The following is a 17,073-nucleotide window of genomic DNA, read 5'->3' on the forward strand; positions in this document are numbered from 1 at the left end:
GCTTGCTTAGGCTGCGCAGCAAAGGTTCCCGTGCATACAACTCTGCACGGTTGTTGCCAAGTTTGTCTCATAGCCCGATTATACCGACGCAGAATTCTGGAGGCCCCATGCCCTATCGCGCGCCCTTGTCTGACTATCGTTTCCTTTTTGATCAGGTGTTGGACTTGACGCAGGTCACTGCGACAGAACGATTTGCCGAAGCAACCCCGGACATGATCGAAGCGATCCTGACCGAAGCTGGGCGGATGTGCGAAGAGATTCTCGCGCCGCTTCAACGCAATGGCGATCTGACGCCGGCAAAGCTGGAAAACGGCGTTGTGCGTACTTCGCCGGGGTTTGCGGACGGGTATCGGGCCATTGCAGATGGTGGATGGGTCTCGATGGGGGCCGATCCGGAACATGGCGGCATGGGGCTGCCGATGGCTCTGGTCTCGGCGGTCAATGAAATGATGGGCGCGGCCTGCCTGTCCTTGCAGTTGAACCCGTTGATGACACAGGGCCAGATCGAAGCGTTGGAGCATCACGCCAGCGATGCGATCAAAGAGACCTATCTGCCCAAGCTGATCTCGGGCGAGTGGTGCGGCACGATGAACCTGACCGAGCCACAGGCCGGGTCGGATGTCGGCGCGCTCAGCACCAAGGCCGTGGCCAATGGGGATGGCAGCTATGCCGTCACCGGCCAGAAGATCTATATCAGCTGGGGCGACAATGATTTTACCGGCAATGTCTGTCACCTCGTGCTTGCGCGTTTGCCTGACGCGGCTCCCGGAACCAAGGGGATCAGCCTGTTTCTGGTGCCCAAATACCTGCCGGATGAAGAGGGCAATCCGGGCCGCACCAACGACCTCAAGGTCGTCAGTCTGGAGCACAAGATGGGCCTGCACGGATCGCCCACCGCGGTGATGCAATATGACGGCGCGACAGGCTGGCTGATCGGTGAAGAGAATGACGGCATGCGCGCCATGTTCACGATGATGAACAACGCGCGGCTGGGTGTCGGCATTCAGGGGCTGAGCGTGGCCGAGGGTGCCTATCAGCATGCGCTGGCCTATGCGCAGGAACGCAAGCAGGGCCGGGTGCCGGTCAGCGACGGCACGGGCACGATTATTGATCACGCCGATGTGCGGCGGATGCTTATGACGATGAAGGCGAATATTTTCGCGGTGCGCGCCATCGCGCTGGCCTGTGCTGTCGCCATCGACATGAAGACAGCGACCGGCGATGCCGAATGGGGTGCGCGCGCTGCCCTGCTGACGCCGATCGTCAAGGCGTTCGGCACCGATACGGGCATCGCCGTGGCAGAGATGGGTGTGCAGGTGCATGGCGGTATGGGCTACATCGAGGAAACCGGTGCCGCTCAATACTCCCGCGATGTGCGCGTCACCGCGATCTACGAGGGCACCAATGGCATTCAGGCGATGGACCTTGTTGGGCGCAAGCTGATGGATGGCGGCGAGGCCGCTTTCCGCCTGATGGACGAGATCGAGGCCGTGGCCGAACGCACGCGCGGCACGCTGTCCGATCTTGCCGAGCCCGTGTGGGAAGCGGCAGAGACCCTGCGCGAGACCATTGAATGGATGGTGGCGCAGAAGGATATGAACAACCGCTTTGCAGGCTCGGTGCCGTTTCTGAAGGGCTTTGCCCGTGTCTTGGGCGCGCATTTCCATCTTCTGGCCGCGGAGGCCGAAGGCGGCGACGGCCCGCGCAGCGGCCTGGCCCGATTCTATATCAAACGGATGTTGCCGGAATATGCAGGTGCGCTGACGCATGCCCGCGAGGGTGCCGACGGGGTATACGCCCTGGGTATCGAAGAGTTGGTATCATGATGGATGGTGGCACGGAGGTGATCGGTTACCCATGGGCAGACCCACCCTCAGGCGATCAGGCGATCGAGGTGGCACCGGGCGTGTTGTGGATGCGCCTGCCGCTGCCGATGAAGCTTGACCATGTCAATGTCTATGCGCTGGACGAGGGCGACAGCTGGACCCTGGTCGATACCGGGTTTTCGTCGAAGAAAACTCGCGCGCTGTGGCAGGGTTTGCTGGATGGCCCGTTGGCGGGCAAGCCCGTTGGACGTGTCATTGTCACGCATCACCACCCGGATCATGTGGGGCTTGCCGGGTGGTTCCAGACCGAACACGGGGCAGAGCTGATCGCGACGCGCACCGCCTGGCTGTTCGCGCGTATGTTGCAACTGGACGAACAGGCGCGCCCCGCCAGTGAAACGCTGGCCTACTATCGCCGGGCTGGCATGGGCGCAAAGGACATCGCGCGCCGGGCCGAGGAACGACCGTTCAACTTCTCGGATGTCGTCTATCCGATGCCGCTGGGGTTTACCCGGATCAAGCAGGGCGACGTGATTCGCGCAGGCGGGCGCGATTGGGACGTACATATCGGCAATGGCCACGCGCCCGAGCATGCAACGCTTTGGAGCCGTGATGACAATCTGGTGATCGCGGGCGATCAGATCCTGCCCTCTATCAGTTCCAACCTCGGGGTCTATGCGACGGAACCCAAGGCCGATCCGGTGGGTGACTGGCTGGAGGCGTGTGAACGACTGTCGCAGCTCGCGCGTCCCGATCACCTTGTTCTGGGCGGGCATAAGCTGCCTTTCACGGGTCTGCCGACGCGCATGCGACAATTGATCGACAACCATCACGGTGCGCTGAAGCGCCTTCTGGTGGAGTTGGAAACGCCAAAAGCGGCTACCGATTGCTTCCCGGTCCTGTTCAAACGCCAGATTGGCGACGCGGAATTCGGCCTCGCCATGGTTGAGGCCGTGGCACATTTGAACCATCTTCATCGTCAGGGGCTGGTGACTCAGTCGACACGCAGCGATGGAGCGATGGTATATTGCCGCAGGACAAGCAAACAGAACGAGGGATGATCGAAACCTCGGCGGAATATGCCGAAAACGATGCCCTGCCACGCCGCCACGAAGTGCATACCAATGGCGAGGAAGGATGCTCTGGCACCGCCGATCTTCCCCAGGCGGTGCAACGCAAACCGTTGAAGCACAAAAGCCAGGCCGAATGGGCCTATGAGCGGCTGGTGCTGTATATCCAAAGCTTCGAGGAGCAGCTGGACAACGAACATGAGGTCGCCATGGGGCTGGCCGGCGGGCAGGTCGGCGTGCTGCGAATCGAGGGCATGGGCTTTTTCGATCCTGACATTCTGACCTTCTATGGCAGCGAACCGGGGGGCAAACGGACCCAGTTGATCCAGCATGTCAGCCAGTTGAACGTGATGCTGCGCGCCGTGCCGAAAGAGCCTGAACAGGCCAATGCGCAACGTATCGGCTTTCGTCTGGTGCAGGAACTGGACAAGGCCTAGGGCGGCTTGTGCGACATGCGCGGCCTTGACGTGGTGACAGATATTTTCAAATGAAGTATGAGGCTGGAAATTGCTTAGCGAAGGGCGGAACTGACATGGCTGAACACAAGCATGGCTCGATGGATATCGAAGCACAGGAAAAGACGTTTGCGGGATTTATCCGCTTCGCCACGAACGCGGTCATCGTGGTCATCGTGATGCTGATTCTGGTGGCTTTGATTAACGGTTAACGATTGGCGCGGCCCCTTGGCGGGTGCGTTGCTAAAGGGGTTTGCGATGCGTTTCTATACGGTAATTCTGGTCGTCATGGCGTCCGTGCTGCTATCGGCTTGCGGCGCGCACCAGGCGGGCAATGCGCCGCCCGAAGTCGTATCGCAGGCGCGGTACGTTCACAGCGGACCACCGGCGCTGACGCTTTTCACCATGGTCAACAATCGTACCGGCGCGGGCGGGCATTCAAGCCTGATGATCAACGGCTCGCAACGGGTGATCTTTGACCCCGCAGGCTCCGTGCGCCATGAAACGGTGCCCGAACGCAATGACGTCCTGTACGGGATCACGCCGGGCGTTGCGGATTTCTACACCCGTGCCCATGCCCGCGCGACGCATCATGTTGTCGTACAGCGGATCGTCGTGTCGCCGGAAGTGGCGGAACGCGCGCTGCAACTCGCAATATCCAACGGATCCGTCGGTCAGGCGCAATGCGCGCTGAGTGTGTCTGCTATCCTGCGGCAGCTGCCGGGCTTTCAGGGCGTGAAATCAACTTGGTTCCCGGTGAAGCTGAGCGAGAGCTTTGGGCAGGTTCCCGGCGTTGTCACCGAACGGTTCTACGAATATGACGACGAGGACAAAAGCGTGGCCTTGCGCGCCTATGATCCGCAAAAAGTCGCGGCTCAGAACCAGTAAAGCATGGCGAACAGCACCAGCGCACCGGCACCCATCGATGCAAAGACGTTGCGCGTAAGAATGCCCGCGGCCAGCGCCGCAAGAGCCGCAAGTCCGCGCGGCGCGTCAAGCGTGCCGCCGGTCGCCTCCGGCCAGACGACAAGCGGAGCCACCAAGGCGGGAAAAATCGACACGGCCGTATAGCGCAGGTGGCGCAAGGCCCATTCGGGCAGGGGGCGTCGCCCGACAAGTCCCATGAAGACGAATCGCATCGCATAGCTGCCAAGGCCAAGCCCGGCAATCACCACCCATAATTGCCAACGATCAATCATGGCGTGATCCTTTCGCGTTGCATCAGTTCAACTCGGGCGCCGGTCAGCATCCCGCCCAGCCCCGCCACCAGCAGTCCGGTGCCGTAGGGCAACCATGTCAGGCTAAGTGCCAGAACCACGGCGACAAAGGCAGCGGCCATATGGGCGGCGGTGCGCATCATCGGGCCGGCCATGGCAATGAAGGCGATGGGCAGTGCGAAATCCAGCGCATAGGCCTCGGGGATCTGGGTGCCGAGTGCGGCACCGATCAGCGTACTGGCAAACCAGCCGATCATCACCGGCGCGGCTGTTCCGAAGAAATACGCCACCTTCAGCGGCATCGGCATGGAGGGCTGTGCATCGTAGCGCGCGGCAGTTAGCGCATAGACCGGATCGACGAGCATATAGGCGGCGGCCAGACGGGCCTTTAGCGGTGCCCCACCCAGATGCGGGGCAAGGCCCGCCGAATACATCACCAGCCGCAAGTTGACCGCCAGCGCAGAAGCCAGAACCACGATGGTCGGGGCATTATCAAGCATCAGTTGCAGGGCCGTGAACTGTGCCGCACCTGCCACAACGACAAGGCTGAAAGACAGAATCTCCAGCAGGTTCAAGCCGCCCTCGGTTGCCAAGACACCGAACAGCACACCAAAGGGCGCGCTGACCAGAACGAACGGCAGGCCGTCGACAACGCCGCGCCAGAAGGTGGCATTTTCGGTGGGTAGGGTCATGGGGATGTCGTCCGGAATGAACTCTTCCCGGATGTCCTAGTCAAACCGGGGCAGAGTTGCAAATGTGCGGAAGCTCTTGTCAGCGACGCCGCGTCAGTCGAACGTGCCCGCGACCCGCCCCAGCAACATGAAGGCGCGTGCGGTGCGGGTGTTGGCAAGCTCCGATATATCGGCATCGCTGGCGTCGGTCTCGAAGCTGGCGAAATTGCGGTCAAACAGCCGCAGGAAATGATGCGCGGCGTCGCGGAAGATCGGATCCTGCTTCATCCGCCCCGCGGCCAGCGCCAGCGAGGACCGGTCACGGATGCCGCCCAGCGTCGCAATGGTGCGGCCCCGCTCTCCGGTGGCGAAGCGGCGCCAGATTTCGGTGCGGGCCATGTCAGGAGGCAGGTCATCCATATAAATGCCATCCTGCGACAGCAGGGTCAGCACGTCCTGTGCCGCCTGAATCAATTGCGCCGTGGCGCGGTCTTTCAGGGCGCGACGTAGCGCGGCAAAGCCTTCCTCATCCTCGGCCGTGTCGGGGAAATTCAGTGCGCGGATCATGTCGGCCTTGGGCAAGGGCGGTGCCAGTGCCTCGGCAGGGGTGCCAAGCGCCAACATGCCCTGTTCGTCGGCCTGCGGTGCAGAAGACGGGGCCGTTGGTGCAGGGCCAGGTGTCGCGCGGGGCATTTCGCGCGATGATGTGAACATCGCCAGCGCCGAGTCGGTCTTGCGTTGGGCGGCGGCGATCTCATCCAGCTTTTTGGCGATACTGGCGGAACCAGTGTCTCCCTTGCCTTGGGTTTGCGCCACATGGGCCTGTCGCATGGCGTCGGTCGCAGCCTGTATCCGGCGGCTTTCGTCGCGCATCACGCGCGACGATTTCACTGTTATCGCGGCCACCCAGACCATTGCGACAGGCAGAAACACGGACATCAACGACAGCAATACGCGCAACCCGCCAAAGCTGTCATCGTCTGATGATCCGAACAGCAAAAACGCTCCGGCCACCAGTAACCACAGCGCCGAAAGTGCGATTGCAGCGACCTCTATCCCCGTTATCCCTTTGGCGCGGGGCCGGTCATAGATGCCCAACGGTGTCGGGCGACTGTCAGGAACGTTGGCCATATCCGTGCCTCTGGCTAGCCTCGTGTCAGATATACGCGACCTTGAGTACTTCGTAGGATTTGTCGCCGCCCGGTGTGCGCACCTCGACGCTGTCGCCTTCTTCCTTGCCGATCAGGGCGCGGGCGATGGGCGACTTGATGTTGAGAAGCCCCTTTTCGATATTCGCCTGATGTTCGCCGACGATCTGCCAGGTCTTTTCCTCGTCAGTGTCCTCGTCCACCAGCGTCACGGTCGCGCCGAATTTGATCGCGCCGGACAGCTTCGTCGGGTCAATCACCTCGGCCAGACCGATAACGCCTTCCAGTTCCTTGATCCGGCCTTCGATAAAGCTCTGTTTTTCGCGGGCGGAATGATATTCGGCATTTTCCGACAGGTCACCATGTTCGCGCGCTTCGGCGATGGCGCGGATAATCGCCGGACGCTCCTCGGATTTGAGCGTCTTCAATTCGGTCTCGAGCGCGGTATGGCCCGCGCGGGTCATAGGTATCTTTTCCATTGGTCTGTTCCGAAGCAGGCACCCTGTCGTCGGTGCCGCATAATTGATGAATGATCGACATTTCAGGCGCTGCAAGACTGACCCGACGCCGTAGCCTATTGCAATAGGATAGAAGAGGTTGACGCGCAATTGGATCAATTCTGGGCATAGGCGGGAAAATACCGACCTTGATTCTGGCAATAACGCAGTGTCGCGATTGACCGGATAGGCCCATCACTATAGCCATTCGCGCAACATTATTGCGGCCGCACGGGCCGGGAAGAGGAGCAACATGGCCGACGAAGCGCGCGAAGCGATGGAATATGATGTGGTAATCGTGGGGGCAGGGCCTGCCGGACTGTCTGCGGCAATCCGCTTGAAACAGTTGGACGCGGACTTGCAGGTCGTGGTGTTGGAAAAAGGCTCTGAGGTTGGGGCGCATATCCTGTCCGGCGCGGTCCTTGATCCTTGCGGTCTTGATGCGCTGATCCCGGACTGGAAGAGCAGGGGCGCGCCGCTTAACGTGCCTGTAAAAGACGATAATTTCTATGTTCTGGGCGAAGCGGGGAAGAAAAAGGTACCGAATTTCCCGATGCCGCCGCTGATGAACAACCACGGCAATTACATCGTCTCGATGGGCAATGTCTGCCGTTGGATGGCCGAACAAGCAGAGGAGTTGGGTGTCGAGATTTTCCCCGGCATGGCCTGCTCCGAACTGGTTTATGCCGAGGATGGCAGTGTCAAAGGCGTGGTCGCCGGAGAGTTCGGAAAGGCCCCCGATGGCACACCGGGGCCGGGCTATGAGCCGGGGATGGAATTGCACGGAAAATACGTCTTCCTTGGCGAAGGCGTGCGCGGGTCACTGTCGAAAGAGGTGATCGCCAAATACGACCTCTCCGCCGGAAAACAGCCGCAGAAATTCGGCCTCGGGATGAAGGAAATATGGGAAATTGACCCTGCCAAGCATCGCGAAGGCAGCGTCACCCATACCATGGGCTGGCCACTGGGCAGCAATGCGGGCGGTGGATCCTTCATCTACCACCTTGATAACAATCAGGTCTATGTCGGCTTTGTGGTGCACCTGAACTACAAGAATCCGCATCTTTACCCGTATATGGAGTTCCAGCGCTTCAAGCATCATCCGATGGTGGCAGAGCTGCTGAAAGGCGGTAAACGCGTGGCTTATGGTGCGCGCGCGATTACCGAAGGCGGCTATCAGTCGATGCCGAAGATGGTCGCGCCGGGGGTGGCATTGCTGGGCTGCTCGGTGGGCATGGTCAATGTGCCGCGCATCAAGGGCAACCACAACGCGATGCTGTCCGGCAAGGCGGCGGCAGAAGCGGCCCATGCGGCGCTTCAGGCCGGGCGGGCGTCGGATGAGTTGAACGATTACGAGGCTGATGTGCGCGATGGTGCGATTGGCCAAGACCTGAAAAAAGTGCGTAACGTCAAACCGATGTGGTCAAAGTGGGGCCTGACGGCGGGTCTGGCGCTTGGCGGTCTGGATATGTGGACCAACACGCTTGGCTTTTCGTTTTTTGGCACCCTTGGCCATGGTAAAACGGATGCCGAGGCGACCGACCCCGAGGACAAGCACAAGCCGATTGACTACCCCAAACCCGACGGCAAGCTGAGTTTTGACCGGCTGACCAATGTCAGCTTTTCCTTCACCAACCATGACGAAAACCAGCCTGCGCATCTGAAGCTGAAGGATCCCGACGTTCCGGTAAAGGTCGGTTTGGCGACCTATGGCGGCCCATCGGCGCGCTATTGTCCGGCGGGCGTTTACGAATTTGTGGAAAAGGACGGAAAGCCGGCATTCGTGATCAACTTTCAGAACTGCGTGCACTGCAAAACCTGCGACATCAAAGATCCCGCACAGAACATCACCTGGACAACCCCGCAAGGCGGCGACGGGCCAAACTATCCGAATATGTAAGCCGCTGCTGCGTTGCCGTGGCGCTACGTCGTCGCGACAACGCCCTGCTCACGATGATTCGAGCGCCTTAAACTCGCGATAAGGCTGGGAAAGGACGTTTTTGACGCGCCGCATTGCGTAATGATCGGCTGCGGGCTAGTTTTTCCACAACTGCGACGCATGAACGATGGAGGCCTTGGTGCCCAGAATGACAGCGAGAACGATCGGCGCGGCGATATTGGCTCTAGGCTTGTGTCTTCCCGAGGTGGTCGCGGCAAACGGCCTGTCCGGTTCATATCTGGCCGCAAGGCAGGCCAGCTATATCGGGGACTTCACGGCTGCGGCCAAGTATTACAACCGGACGCTCTATTACGATTCTGCCAATCCGCAATTGTTGGAACGCGCTGTTTTGGCAAATCTATCGCTTGGCAATCTGGAACGTGCCGTTGATCTTGCGGCGCGCCTGGAAAAGGACGGCGAGCGCAGCCAGATCGCCCAGATCGCGTTGATGGCTGGTGAAGCGCACCGCGAGGCCTATCCCGAGATCCTGAAGCGGCTGCGTGAAGATCGCGGCGTAGGGCCGCTGATTGACGGGTTGGCCGACGCATGGTCAGAATTGGGGCGCGGTGACATGAGCGCGGCGCTTGTGGCTTTTGACGACGTATCCGACCAGCGCGGGCTTGAGGGCTTTGCGCTTTATCACAAGGCGCTTGCGCTGGCTTCTGTTGGCGATCACGAAAGCGCCGAGGCGATCTTTGCCAGCAAGCAAACCGGCCCGATACAACAGACGCGCCGCGCGATCGTTGCCCATGTCGAGGTGTTGTCGCAACTGGACCGGAACGACGACGCGCTGCAACTGATCAACGATACCTTTGCCGAGGGCGGCGATCCCGGAATCGAGGCGTTGCGCAGGCGGCTGGAGGCAGGTGAAAACCTGCCCTGGACGGCTGTTTCAGGCGCACGTCAGGGCCTTGCCGAGGTGTTCTATACGCTGGCCGTGGCGCTTTCCAACGAAGCCGAGGACGACTACACCCTGCTTTATTCGCGCGTGGCAGAATATCTGCGCCCGGACCACGTTGACGCGATCCTGCTGTCTGCCGATATGCTTGAACGGCTTGAACAGCACGAGCTTGCCGTTGCGACATACAAACGCGTGCCCCGTGACGATCCGGCCTTCCATGCCGCAGAGCTGGGCCGTGCGGACGCTCTGCGCGCCAGTGGCAAGGTCGACGCGGCGGTTGAGGTTCTGGAACGACTTGCCGAAACCCACGGTGATCTGCCAGTGGTTCAGTCGACGTTGGGCGACCTGATGCGGCAACTGGAACGCTTTGATGACGCCGTGACAGCCTATGATCGCGCGTTAGCGGCGTTCGATGGGCCCGAGCCCGGCCAATGGTTTCTCTACTATGCCCGCGGGATCAGCCACGAACGGCTTGACGACTGGCCAAAGGCGGAGGCGGATTTCAGGTCTGCGCTGAAACTGAATCCCGAGCAGCCGCAGGTTTTGAACTATCTTGGCTATTCACTGGTCGAAAAGCAGGAAAAGCTGGATGAAGCGTTGAGTATGATTGAGCGCGCAGTCGCGGCACGTCCTGACAGCGGGTACATCGTCGATTCTCTGGGCTGGGTGCTTTACCGGCTTGGGCGCTACGACGAGGCGGTGCCCCATATGGAGCGCGCGGCAGAGTTGATGGCTGTCGATCCGGTGGTGAACGACCATCTGGGAGATGTCTACTGGGCCGTCGGACGCAAGCTTGAGGCGGAATTCATGTGGCACCGCGCGCTGAGTTTCGTGGATTCCGAAGTGGCCTCTGACGAGGTGGATCCGGACCGGATTCGCCGCAAGCTGGACATCGGGTTGGACGCGCTGCTTTCAGAAGAAGGGTTGCCACCTCTGAAGGTCGCCAATGATGGCGGTTGAGGCGTTTGCCCCGGCCAAGATCAACCTTACACTTCATGTGACCGGCAGGCGGCCGGACGGCTATCATCTGCTCGATTCGCTGGTCGTGTTCGGTGATGTCGGTGACAGGCTTCGTCTTACGCCCGAACCCGAGATGGTTCTGGATGTGACGGGCCCGTTTGCCGCAGGCGTCCCGGTGGATCGTCGCAATCTGATCTGGCACGCGGCCGAGGCTGTCGGCTGGACGGGGCGGATCGAGCTTGAAAAACGCCTTCCGCATGGCGCGGGGCTGGGGGGTGGCTCTGCCGATGCCGCAGCCGTATTGCGTAGCCTGTGCGGGGCAGATGCTGCGAAGGTGATCGGGTTGGACACGGCTCTTGCGCTTGGGGCGGATGTGCCTGTGTGCCTGACCCCAATACCGCAGCGGATGCAAGGTATCGGCGAACGGCTGAGGCTGGTCAGCCCTGTGCCGGTGCTGAACCTCGTGCTGGTTAACCCGGGCGTTCAAGTCGCGACGCCAGAGGTCTTTCGTGCCCTCGCCCAACGCGAAAACCCAGAAATGCCCCATTGTGATGGTTGGACGTGCGAAGCGCAGTTCATCAACTGGTTGACCCGGCAGCGCAATGATCTGGAGCAGCCAGCCTGTGATCTGGCCCCGGCGATCAGAGTTGCGCTTGACGCCTTAAGCGGGTCTCTGCTTGCGCGTATGTCGGGCTCCGGCGCGACATGTTTCGGGATCTACGAAACCCCTGCACAGGCGCACGAAACCGCCAGCGAAATCGCGGCCCGACATCCGGATTGGTGGGTTGTGCACACGCAAACCGAAGGCGCGGGTCAGGCGAGGCGCGCCACCACATAATCGGCAAGATCAATCAGCATGTCCCGAAGATCGGACCGGGGCAGGGTGCCAAGCGCGTCCTTGGCCTTTGCCGCCCAGGCATTTGCATCATCGCGTGTCGCCGTCAGCGTGTCGTGCTTGTGCAGCAAGGCGATGGCGTGGTCCAGGTCGCCATCCATCTGCTTGCCCTTCTCGATGGTCCGCGACCAGAAAGCGCGCTCCTCTGCATCGGCTGCCGCGACGGCCTTGATCACCGGCAGTGTCAGCTTGCGTTCGCGAAAATCGTCACCGATGTTTTTTCCGGTCGTGCCGCTGTCGCCCTGATAATCCAGAAGATCATCGGCGATCTGGAACGCAATCCCCAAGGCGTCGCCATAGTCAAACAACGCGCGCACAATCTCGTCGGGCTGACCGGCGATGACGCCGCCGACCTCTGTCGCGGCCGAGAACAGCGCGGCCGTCTTGCCACGGACGATCTTGAGGTAAATATCCTCGCCGGTGCGCAGATCCTGCGCTGCCGACAATTGCAGCACCTCGCCTTCCGCAATGGTGGCGGCGGCATTTGCCAGAATGTCGAGCACGCGGATCGACCCGGTTTCGACCATCAACTGAAAGCTGCGCGCAAACAGATAATCGCCGACCAGCACGCTGGATTTGTTGTCCCAAAGCAGGTTCGCTGTCGGCCGTCCACGCCGCTGCGCGCTCTCATCCACCACGTCGTCATGCAGCAGCGTTGCGGTGTGAATAAACTCTACCGTTGCGGCCAGATGCACATGATAGGGACCGTCATAGCCGCACATCCGCGCCGCGGCCAATGTCAGCATCGGACGCAGACGCTTGCCGCCGGCCTCGACCAGATGGGCCGTCACTTCGGGGATGCGCGGCGCATGCTCAGAGGCCATGCGCAGCCGAATCAAATCGTTGACCGCCATCATATCCTCGGCCAATGCGGCAGCGAGGCGGTCATGTGGTTTCACGGTGGCGTCGTCCAAACTCATCACACTCCCGTCACAAGGCTCGACAATCGTGCCACCTTGTCCTTACATCCCCGACATGGAAGAGCTTTTGCGCACCACCGACATCACGATCATCCCGCTGGCCCGCGCGCTCTTGCAGGACGAGGGTATAGACAGCTTTGAATTGGACGTAAACATGAGCGTTCTTGAAGGCAGCATCGGCATTTTGCCGCGGCGATTGATGGTGCGGTCTGCGGATCTGAGGGCGGCCCGACAGTTGATGCTTGATAGTGGCGTTCCGCTTGACCGCTGAGCTGAGCCGCGACGCTTTTTTAGGCGGACGGGTTCACCTGTTCCAGCCGATCGGCGGCTATCGGGCCGGGATAGATCCCGTCCTGTTGGCTGCAAGCGTCGCAGCAACTTCAGGCGATTCGGTGCTGGAACTTGGCTGCGGCGCTGCCCCTGGCTTATGTTGCCTTGGTGTCCGCGTCCCGGGCCTGACGTTGACCGGCGTGGAAATCCAACCGTTCTACGTCAACCTCGCGCGCCGCAATCTGGCCGAGAACGGGTTGACGGCAGAGGTGGTTGAGGCTGACCTTTCATCTCCGCCCGCGTCGCTTCTGGCGCGTCAATTTGACCATGTCTTTGCGAACCCGCCTTATTTCAAATCCGGCAAGCGCAGCCAGGCAGATGATGACGGCCGGGAAATCGCACTCGCCGCGCAAACGCCGCTCTCCGCTTGGGTCAACGTGGCGGCGCGACGATTGGTCCCGCGTGGTCAGGCGACATTCATTCAGCGGATGGAAAGGCTGCCAGAGCTGTTGACTGCGATGCAAGAAAGGCTTGGGTCTGTTCAGGTTCTGCCACTGGCCCCGCGCGTCGGGCGTGACCCTCGGCTGGTGCTGGTGAGGGGGCGCAAAGGCGGGCGGGCCGATTTCCGGTTGCACGCCCCGGTGATTCTTCACGAAGGGCACACCCATGGACAGGACGGCGAAGATTACGCGGCCCCGATCAGCGACGTGTTAAGGCGCGGAGCCCCGCTGAATTTTCCGGCGTAATGTAAGCTTCACCGGCAAGTTAGTGCTTTGGAAAACAACTGGTGACAATGCAGCGTGACAGACGTGCTGGAATATGCTGGACTGAAGATGTTGTCATATCAATGGAGGACGTGATGAGCTTGAGTTCGCATGTGCAGGAACTGAAGAAGAAACACCAACACCTCTCGGCTGCTGTGGAAGAGGCACAGCGTGCCCCCAGCGTTAGCGATCTTCATATCGCTGAAATGAAGAAACAGAAACTGAAGCTGAAAGAAGAAATCGAACGACTCAGCGTCTGAAGTCGTTGTTCTGGTAGCTTTTAGGGCCGGAGGCCCGTTTCTGAAAATCATGGCTCAAGCTGAGGTTTGGTCCAAACCATCCAAAAGCCGGCCAGGTTGCATAAAACCAGGCAGAAGACAAAAAGAAGTATCTCAATATGAAAGCGCCCCGGCCATACAGGCAGGGGCGCAATGTTTTGACGCGATGTTCGCGGGGTATCAGGCGAAGAATTGGGCGCCGTTCGCACTGATTGTCGAACCGTTGATGAAACCGGCATCCTCAGACGCCAGGAACACCACGCAACGTGCAATCTCTTCAGGCTCGCCCAAGCGTCCTGCCGGGATCTGGCCGATGATCGATTCGCGTACCTTTTCAGGCACAGCCATCACCATCTCGGTCGCGATATATCCAGGGCAAATCGCGTTGGCGGTGATCCCGGCGCGGGCACCTTCTTGAGCAAGGCTTTTGACGATGCCAAGATCGCCGGCCTTTGTCGCGGCATAGTTGACCTGAGCGAACTGACCCTTCTGACCATTGATGGAACTGATCACGATGACGCGGCCGAACTTGCGCTCGCGCATGCCGGGCCAGACCGGATGCACGGTGTTGAACACGCCGGTCAGGTTGGTGTCTATCACCTGTTGCCATTGGTCCTTGGTCATCTTGTGGAAGGGGGCATCGCGGGTAATCCCGGCATTGGCTACGACCACATCAACCGGACCCAGATCCTCTTCGACCTTGGCAATGCCGGCGACGCTGGAATCGTAGTCGGCGACGTTCCACTTGTATGTCTTGATACCGGTTTCTTCGGTAAATTTGGCCGCGGCTTCGTCATTTCCGGCATAGGTTGCTGCGACCGTGTAACCGGCGGCTTGCAGCGCTTTCGAGATCGCCTCACCGATGCCTCGGCTGCCGCCTGTTACGAGTGCTACTCTTGCCATGATATTCTCCAATCTGTCAGGGTCCAGTAACTTTGCTACCGTTTGATTGCATCATGCGCAACAATATTGCGTCACGATATCGGCGCTTTGGGGGAATTTCTGTTGGCTTTGGCCTGAGAGGGACTGGAAAAGGGACGCCTGAGGCGCCCCTTTCCGAACTGCTGAAGTCAGGGACGCTCAACGCAGAGCGCCACACCCATACCGCCGCCAATGCACAATGTCGCGAGGCCTTTCTTGGCATTGCGGCGCTGCATTTCAAATAGGAGGGTATTGAGGACACGGGCACCGGAGGCACCGATCGGATGACCAATGGCGATTGCGCCGCCATTCACGTTCACGATAGCCGGATCCCAGCCCATCTCCTTGTTCACGGCGCAAGCCTGAGCGGCGAAAGCTTCGTTCGCTTCGACAAGGTCCAGATCTTCCGGTTTCCAACCCGCCTTTTCCAGCGCTTTGCGGCTGGCGTTGATCGGACCTGCGCCCATGATCGACGGGTCAAGTCCCGCAGTGGCGTAGGAGGCGATGCGTGCAAGCGGGGTAATCCCGCGCTTTTCGGCATTCTGTGCGGACATCAGCAGGGCACCGGCGGCCCCGTCATTAAGGCCGGATGCGTTGGCCGCTGTGACGCTGCCATCTTTTGTAAAGGCTGGGCGCAGCTTTTGCATGGCTTCGATCGTCGCGCCGTAACGGATGTATTCGTCCTTATCGACAACAGTTTCGCCTTTGCGGGTCTTGACGGTAAAGGCAATCACCTCGTCATCGAACTTGCCGGCTGTCTGTGCCGCTTCTGCCTTGTTTTGCGACGCGACGGCGAACTCGTCCTGTTGTTCACGGCTGATCTGCCATTTTTCTGCAACATTTTCGGCGGTCTGACCCATGTGATAGCCGTTGAATGCATCCCACAGACCGTCGCGGATCATCGTGTCGATATATTTTACATCGCCCATCTTGTGACCGGCTCGCAGATGCGCGGCATGAGGGCTGAGTGTCATGTTCTCCTGACCGCCGGCACAGACGATATCTGCATCGCCTAGCTGGATGTGTTGGGCGGCAAGCGCTACGGCGCGCAGACCGGATCCACAAACTTGGTTGATACTCCAGGCCGAGGATTCAATCGGCAGGCCTGCGTTAACATGTGCCTGACGCGCCGGGTTTTGTCCCTGCGCTGCGGTCAGAACCTGCCCCAGGATCGTTTCGGAGACGTCCGCAGCGTCAATCCCGGCGCGCTCTACCAGCGCTTGCAGAACGGCCGATCCCAAATCGTGGGCGGGGGTATTGGCGAACGCGCCCCCAAAACTGCCGACTGCGGTCCGCGCCGCAGATGCGATTACGACATTGGTCATAGATGTGCTCCACCTTAACTAATTGCGACGGAGGTCCGCACAGTTCCAGCAAAGCGCACAACCCCCACCCTACCGTAACGTAACTATATTATGCATTGGTGGGGGGCAACTACAGTCATGACCCGAAATTGCCTCAGGCTGAGGCGCGTTGTAGCGCGTCTTTTTCCCACGGCGGACAGACAGTCGGAGAGCCGTAGAAATACCCTTGCAGGCAATCGACGCCAAGGTCTTGCAGAAATGCGGCATCCTCTGCCCGCTCAACCCGTTCAGCCACGGTGAACATGTCAAATTGCTGTGCGACAGAGACCATGGCGCGGGTAAGAACCTGATTGTCGGCATCACGCGCAATATCAGTGATGAACTGCCCGTCAATCTTGAGGATGTCGAACTGGAAGTCCTTGAAGTGGCGAAAGGCGGTATAGCCTGCCCCGAAATCGTCAAGCGCGAAAGAAATGCCCTTGTGTTGCAGGTCTTGCATGAACCCGACCACCAGTTCAGGAACCAGCATCGCGGAGTTCTCAGTGATTTCCAGAATGAGACGTTCGCCGACAGTTGGATTGCGTGCCAGCCCGCGTTGCAAGACGCGTAGCCATTTCTTGTATCCGATGGATCGGGCCGACATGTTAATCGACAGCCGCAACGTGGGTTGCGTTTCCAGCGCACGCAGACCCTTTTCCAGGGCGATGCAATCCAGCAGGCGCCCGGTTTCTGTTTCTTCCACGACGTTGATGAAGTCCTTGGCGGGGATCACCCGTCCGGTTTCATCCAGGACGCGAATCAGCCCTTCATAGAATGCCGTGCGCCTCGGATCGCGGGCCTGGACGACTGGCTGAAATGCAAGGAGAACCTGCCGATGGCGCACTGCGGCCTCGACCATCTTAATGGTGTTTGCATCGCGCTGTTCTATCGCAAGCGTCAGCGCATTACGAGGCTGTTCGTTCAGTGCGGCTTTTCTCTGAAGACCCATGTGCCCTCCATTCGGTTGCTTGCAGACTGGACCTTAAGACCTTAAATTA

19 protein-coding genes are annotated in these 17,073 nt (G+C 60.0%); 11 read left to right on the top strand and 8 right to left on the bottom strand.

Annotated features, from left to right (window positions below; genetic code table 11):
* Positions 1-107: 107 nt before the first annotated feature.
* From B8991_RS07270 to B8991_RS07290, 5 genes are all read left to right on the top strand, one after another.
* On the top strand, positions 108-1,826 hold the full coding sequence (locus B8991_RS07270) for an acyl-CoA dehydrogenase (protein WP_084351872.1): 1,719 nt from the start codon (positions 108-110) through the stop codon (positions 1,824-1,826).
* Positions 1,826-2,887: an MBL fold metallo-hydrolase gene (locus B8991_RS07275; protein ID WP_143514520.1), complete on the top strand. Its 1,062-nt coding sequence runs from the start codon at positions 1,826-1,828 to the stop codon at positions 2,885-2,887. The genes B8991_RS07270 and B8991_RS07275 overlap by 1 nt, the downstream gene beginning before the upstream one ends.
* Entirely contained in the window at positions 2,884-3,333 is a 450-nt protein-coding gene (locus B8991_RS07280; RefSeq protein WP_084351876.1) for a DUF6173 family protein, read from the top strand. Before B8991_RS07275 ends, B8991_RS07280 begins: the two co-directional genes overlap by 4 nt.
* A gap of 95 nt (positions 3,334-3,428) precedes the next feature.
* Positions 3,429-3,563, top strand: a complete 135-nt coding sequence (locus B8991_RS07285) for an aa3-type cytochrome c oxidase subunit IV (protein ID WP_084351878.1) — start codon at positions 3,429-3,431, stop codon at positions 3,561-3,563.
* Positions 3,564-3,609: 46 nt separating this feature from the next.
* Positions 3,610-4,239 (top strand): hypothetical protein, encoded by a 630-nt coding sequence (locus B8991_RS07290; protein ID WP_084351880.1) that lies wholly within the window; start codon positions 3,610-3,612, stop codon positions 4,237-4,239.
* Here the strand turns inward: B8991_RS07290 and B8991_RS07295 are convergent.
* The 4 genes from B8991_RS07295 to greA all read right to left on the bottom strand — a co-directional run bounded on the left by B8991_RS07295 (position 4,227) and on the right by greA (position 6,866).
* Positions 4,227-4,550, bottom strand: a complete 324-nt coding sequence (locus tag B8991_RS07295; RefSeq protein WP_084351882.1) for an AzlD domain-containing protein — start codon at positions 4,548-4,550, stop codon at positions 4,227-4,229. The genes B8991_RS07290 and B8991_RS07295 overlap by 13 nt on opposite strands.
* Entirely contained in the window at positions 4,547-5,260 is a 714-nt protein-coding gene (locus tag B8991_RS07300) for an AzlC family ABC transporter permease (RefSeq protein ID WP_084351884.1), read from the bottom strand. The genes B8991_RS07295 and B8991_RS07300 overlap by 4 nt, the downstream gene beginning before the upstream one ends.
* 93 nt (positions 5,261-5,353) lie before the next feature.
* The gene (locus B8991_RS07305; RefSeq protein ID WP_084351886.1) at positions 5,354-6,370 is read right to left on the bottom strand and encodes a hypothetical protein; all 1,017 of its coding nucleotides are present in this window, start codon (positions 6,368-6,370) and stop codon (positions 5,354-5,356) included.
* Positions 6,371-6,395: 25 nt separating this feature from the next.
* Positions 6,396-6,866 (bottom strand): transcription elongation factor GreA, encoded by a 471-nt coding sequence (gene greA / locus B8991_RS07310; RefSeq protein WP_084351888.1) that lies wholly within the window; start codon positions 6,864-6,866, stop codon positions 6,396-6,398.
* Between the two features lie 271 nt (positions 6,867-7,137).
* Here greA and B8991_RS07315 point away from each other — a divergent pair, with 271 nt between their 5' ends.
* From B8991_RS07315 to B8991_RS07325, 3 genes are all read left to right on the top strand, one after another.
* Positions 7,138-8,784: an electron transfer flavoprotein-ubiquinone oxidoreductase gene (locus tag B8991_RS07315; RefSeq protein ID WP_084351890.1), complete on the top strand. Its 1,647-nt coding sequence runs from the start codon at positions 7,138-7,140 to the stop codon at positions 8,782-8,784.
* 187 nt (positions 8,785-8,971) lie between these two features.
* Positions 8,972-10,684: a tetratricopeptide repeat protein gene (locus B8991_RS07320; RefSeq protein ID WP_084352242.1), complete on the top strand. Its 1,713-nt coding sequence runs from the start codon at positions 8,972-8,974 to the stop codon at positions 10,682-10,684.
* Positions 10,674-11,522 (top strand): 4-(cytidine 5'-diphospho)-2-C-methyl-D-erythritol kinase, encoded by an 849-nt coding sequence (locus B8991_RS07325; RefSeq protein ID WP_084352240.1) that lies wholly within the window; start codon positions 10,674-10,676, stop codon positions 11,520-11,522. Before B8991_RS07320 ends, B8991_RS07325 begins: the two co-directional genes overlap by 11 nt.
* On the opposite strand, the gene B8991_RS07330 is transcribed toward B8991_RS07325, so the two are convergent.
* Positions 11,498-12,499 (bottom strand): polyprenyl synthetase family protein, encoded by a 1,002-nt coding sequence (locus B8991_RS07330; RefSeq protein ID WP_084351893.1) that lies wholly within the window; start codon positions 12,497-12,499, stop codon positions 11,498-11,500. The two genes, B8991_RS07325 and B8991_RS07330, sit on opposite strands and share 25 nt — an antisense overlap.
* 55 nt (positions 12,500-12,554) lie before the next feature.
* Between B8991_RS07330 and B8991_RS07335 the strand changes: the two genes are divergently transcribed.
* From B8991_RS07335 to B8991_RS07345, 3 genes are all read left to right on the top strand, one after another.
* A complete protein-coding gene (locus B8991_RS07335; RefSeq protein ID WP_084351895.1) occupies positions 12,555-12,770 on the top strand; it encodes a putative signal transducing protein in 216 nt (71 codons plus the stop codon).
* Positions 12,760-13,515, top strand: a complete 756-nt coding sequence (locus B8991_RS07340; protein WP_235866572.1) for a tRNA1(Val) (adenine(37)-N6)-methyltransferase — start codon at positions 12,760-12,762, stop codon at positions 13,513-13,515. The genes B8991_RS07335 and B8991_RS07340 overlap by 11 nt, the downstream gene beginning before the upstream one ends.
* A 113-nt stretch (positions 13,516-13,628) precedes the next feature.
* Positions 13,629-13,793: a YdcH family protein gene (locus B8991_RS07345; protein ID WP_084352246.1), complete on the top strand. Its 165-nt coding sequence runs from the start codon at positions 13,629-13,631 to the stop codon at positions 13,791-13,793.
* Between the two features lie 198 nt (positions 13,794-13,991).
* Here the strand turns inward: B8991_RS07345 and phbB are convergent, their stop codons facing one another.
* From phbB to B8991_RS07360, 3 genes are all read right to left on the bottom strand, one after another.
* On the bottom strand, positions 13,992-14,714 hold the full coding sequence (gene phbB, locus B8991_RS07350; RefSeq protein ID WP_084351897.1) for an acetoacetyl-CoA reductase: 723 nt from the start codon (positions 14,712-14,714) through the stop codon (positions 13,992-13,994).
* 167 nt (positions 14,715-14,881) lie between these two features.
* Entirely contained in the window at positions 14,882-16,057 is a 1,176-nt protein-coding gene (locus B8991_RS07355) for an acetyl-CoA C-acetyltransferase (protein WP_084351899.1), read from the bottom strand.
* 133 nt (positions 16,058-16,190) lie between these two features.
* Positions 16,191-17,024: an EAL domain-containing protein gene (locus B8991_RS07360; RefSeq protein WP_084351901.1), complete on the bottom strand. Its 834-nt coding sequence runs from the start codon at positions 17,022-17,024 to the stop codon at positions 16,191-16,193.
* Between the last annotated feature and the right edge of the window lie 49 nt (positions 17,025-17,073).

The organism is Primorskyibacter flagellatus (assembly GCF_900176485.1).
Lineage (GTDB): Bacteria > Pseudomonadota > Alphaproteobacteria > Rhodobacterales > Rhodobacteraceae > Primorskyibacter > Primorskyibacter flagellatus.